The organism is Persephonella sp. (assembly GCF_027023985.1).
Taxonomy (GTDB): Bacteria; Aquificota; Aquificia; order Aquificales; family Hydrogenothermaceae; genus Persephonella_A.
This window is the reverse complement of sequence record NZ_JALVTW010000022.1, coordinates 1-1520: the sequence shown is the minus strand read 5'-3', so window position 1 is coordinate 1520 and position 1520 is coordinate 1. Positions and strand designations below refer to the sequence as shown.

Below are 1520 nucleotides of genomic sequence, written 5' to 3'. Positions count from 1 at the left end.
CTTCTTTAAACAATTCTCTATTTTCTATTAAATGCTGTTTTATAGCGTGTATAACAAGGGTATTCAACATATCTTCTCTGAAACTTGCTGTTATATCGCAGGCTCCTACTAAAGCCTGTCTGCATTTAAATGAAACCTTAGAATGTTTTATTAGATTACTTCCACACTGGCATTTAATAAATCCACCTAAAAGGGTTGTATATCCTACTCGGTTTTTGCTGTTGTCCTGTCTTTGTCTTGATATTCTTTTCCTGTTAGCCTCTTCCCAGATTTCCACAGGAACTATCTGTAAATCTGGTCTTTCAATCCTTATCCACTGCTCTGGTGGATTAGGTATTTTCTTCCTTTTAGAAAATCCTGGTATCTTACGATACTGGTATTTGTTCCAAACTATTACACCTTTGTATATTTCATTTGTGATTATTTCCCTTACAGCTGTTAAAGACCATTTGGCTCTCCTTGGAGATGGGATACCTCTCTGGTTTAGTATTTTTGCTATTTCTTTAAAGCCTTTTCCTGATATGTATAGGTTAAATATTTCTTTAACTATTTCTGCTTCTTTTTCGTCTATATAAAGTTCACCATCCTTTAGTTTATATCCAAACTTAGGGGCAAATACTGCCTTTCCTTGCTGCAGCCTGCCATATAAACCTCTCCATGTGTTTTTTCTGATACTTTCTACATATTGTTCATCAGCTATACCGTTTGCAGATAATAATAACTCTATATTTTCCTGTGCAGTAGATATTCCCTGTGAAACAAATATAATGTTTACCCCGTAGATATATTTAAGCTCTCTTACCCTTAGCTTTATTTCTGCTGTGTCCCTGGATATTCTGCTTGTGTGGTACGTATATATTTTCTTTATCCTGTGCTTTTTTACATACTCAAGCATCTTCTGATAAGCTTCTCTATCATCTGAAAGACCGCTTTTAGCCTCGTCAAAGAAAACAGCAACAACTTCATCATTTTGCTTTTCTGCCTCTATCTGACAGAGAATAACCTGGTCTTTGATAGACTTTTTGTCCTGATTTTTAGAACTGTATCTTGCGTATATAACTGCTTTCATGCTTTGACTACCCTTACAACTCCTTTTTCTATTTTGATTTTTATAATGCCTCTTTTCTCAAGTTCTTTCAAATACTTTAGAGAGATAACTGCTATTTTTTCTACTACTTTGTCTTTCTCAACCGTTTTCATATTACCCCTCTAACAAGGCTTTTATATATAAAACGGAATTTTTCATTTGCCTGATGTCAGTTTGTATTTTTTGTTTTCTTCTTTTCTCTTTTTCCTGATTTCAGCAAGAGTTTTTAGCTCATCTATAACCTCTTTTGTTTTCCCATTTTCAAGCTTTCTAATCCATTTCTCATAAAGTCTTACATCTGAGAACCTCATCTTAAATTCCCTCCTTTTTGTATTTGATAAATAGCAGCAAAGAATAAATCCAAAGGGTTCCTACAATTAGAGGCAAAACATACTGAACGAAGGCTATAAAAAGCTGTAAGACAGAATTTGTC

At 34.1% G+C, this 1520-nt stretch carries 3 protein-coding genes; all 3 read right to left on the bottom strand.

The window, feature by feature from the left end; all coding sequences use genetic code 11:
• Nucleotides 1-1069: recombinase family protein (locus MVE07_RS10585; RefSeq protein ID WP_297455259.1), on the bottom strand; the 1069-nt coding region annotated here is incomplete at its 3' end.
• Nucleotides 1066-1200 (bottom strand): hypothetical protein, encoded by a 135-nt coding sequence (locus MVE07_RS10580; protein WP_297452839.1) that lies wholly within the window; start codon nt 1198-1200, stop codon nt 1066-1068. The genes MVE07_RS10585 and MVE07_RS10580, both read right to left, overlap by 4 nt.
• Before the next feature lie 42 nt (nt 1201-1242).
• A complete protein-coding gene (locus MVE07_RS10575; RefSeq protein ID WP_297452837.1) occupies nt 1243-1398 on the bottom strand; it encodes a hypothetical protein in 156 nt (51 codons plus the stop codon).
• Nucleotides 1399-1520: the final 122 nt, after the last annotated feature.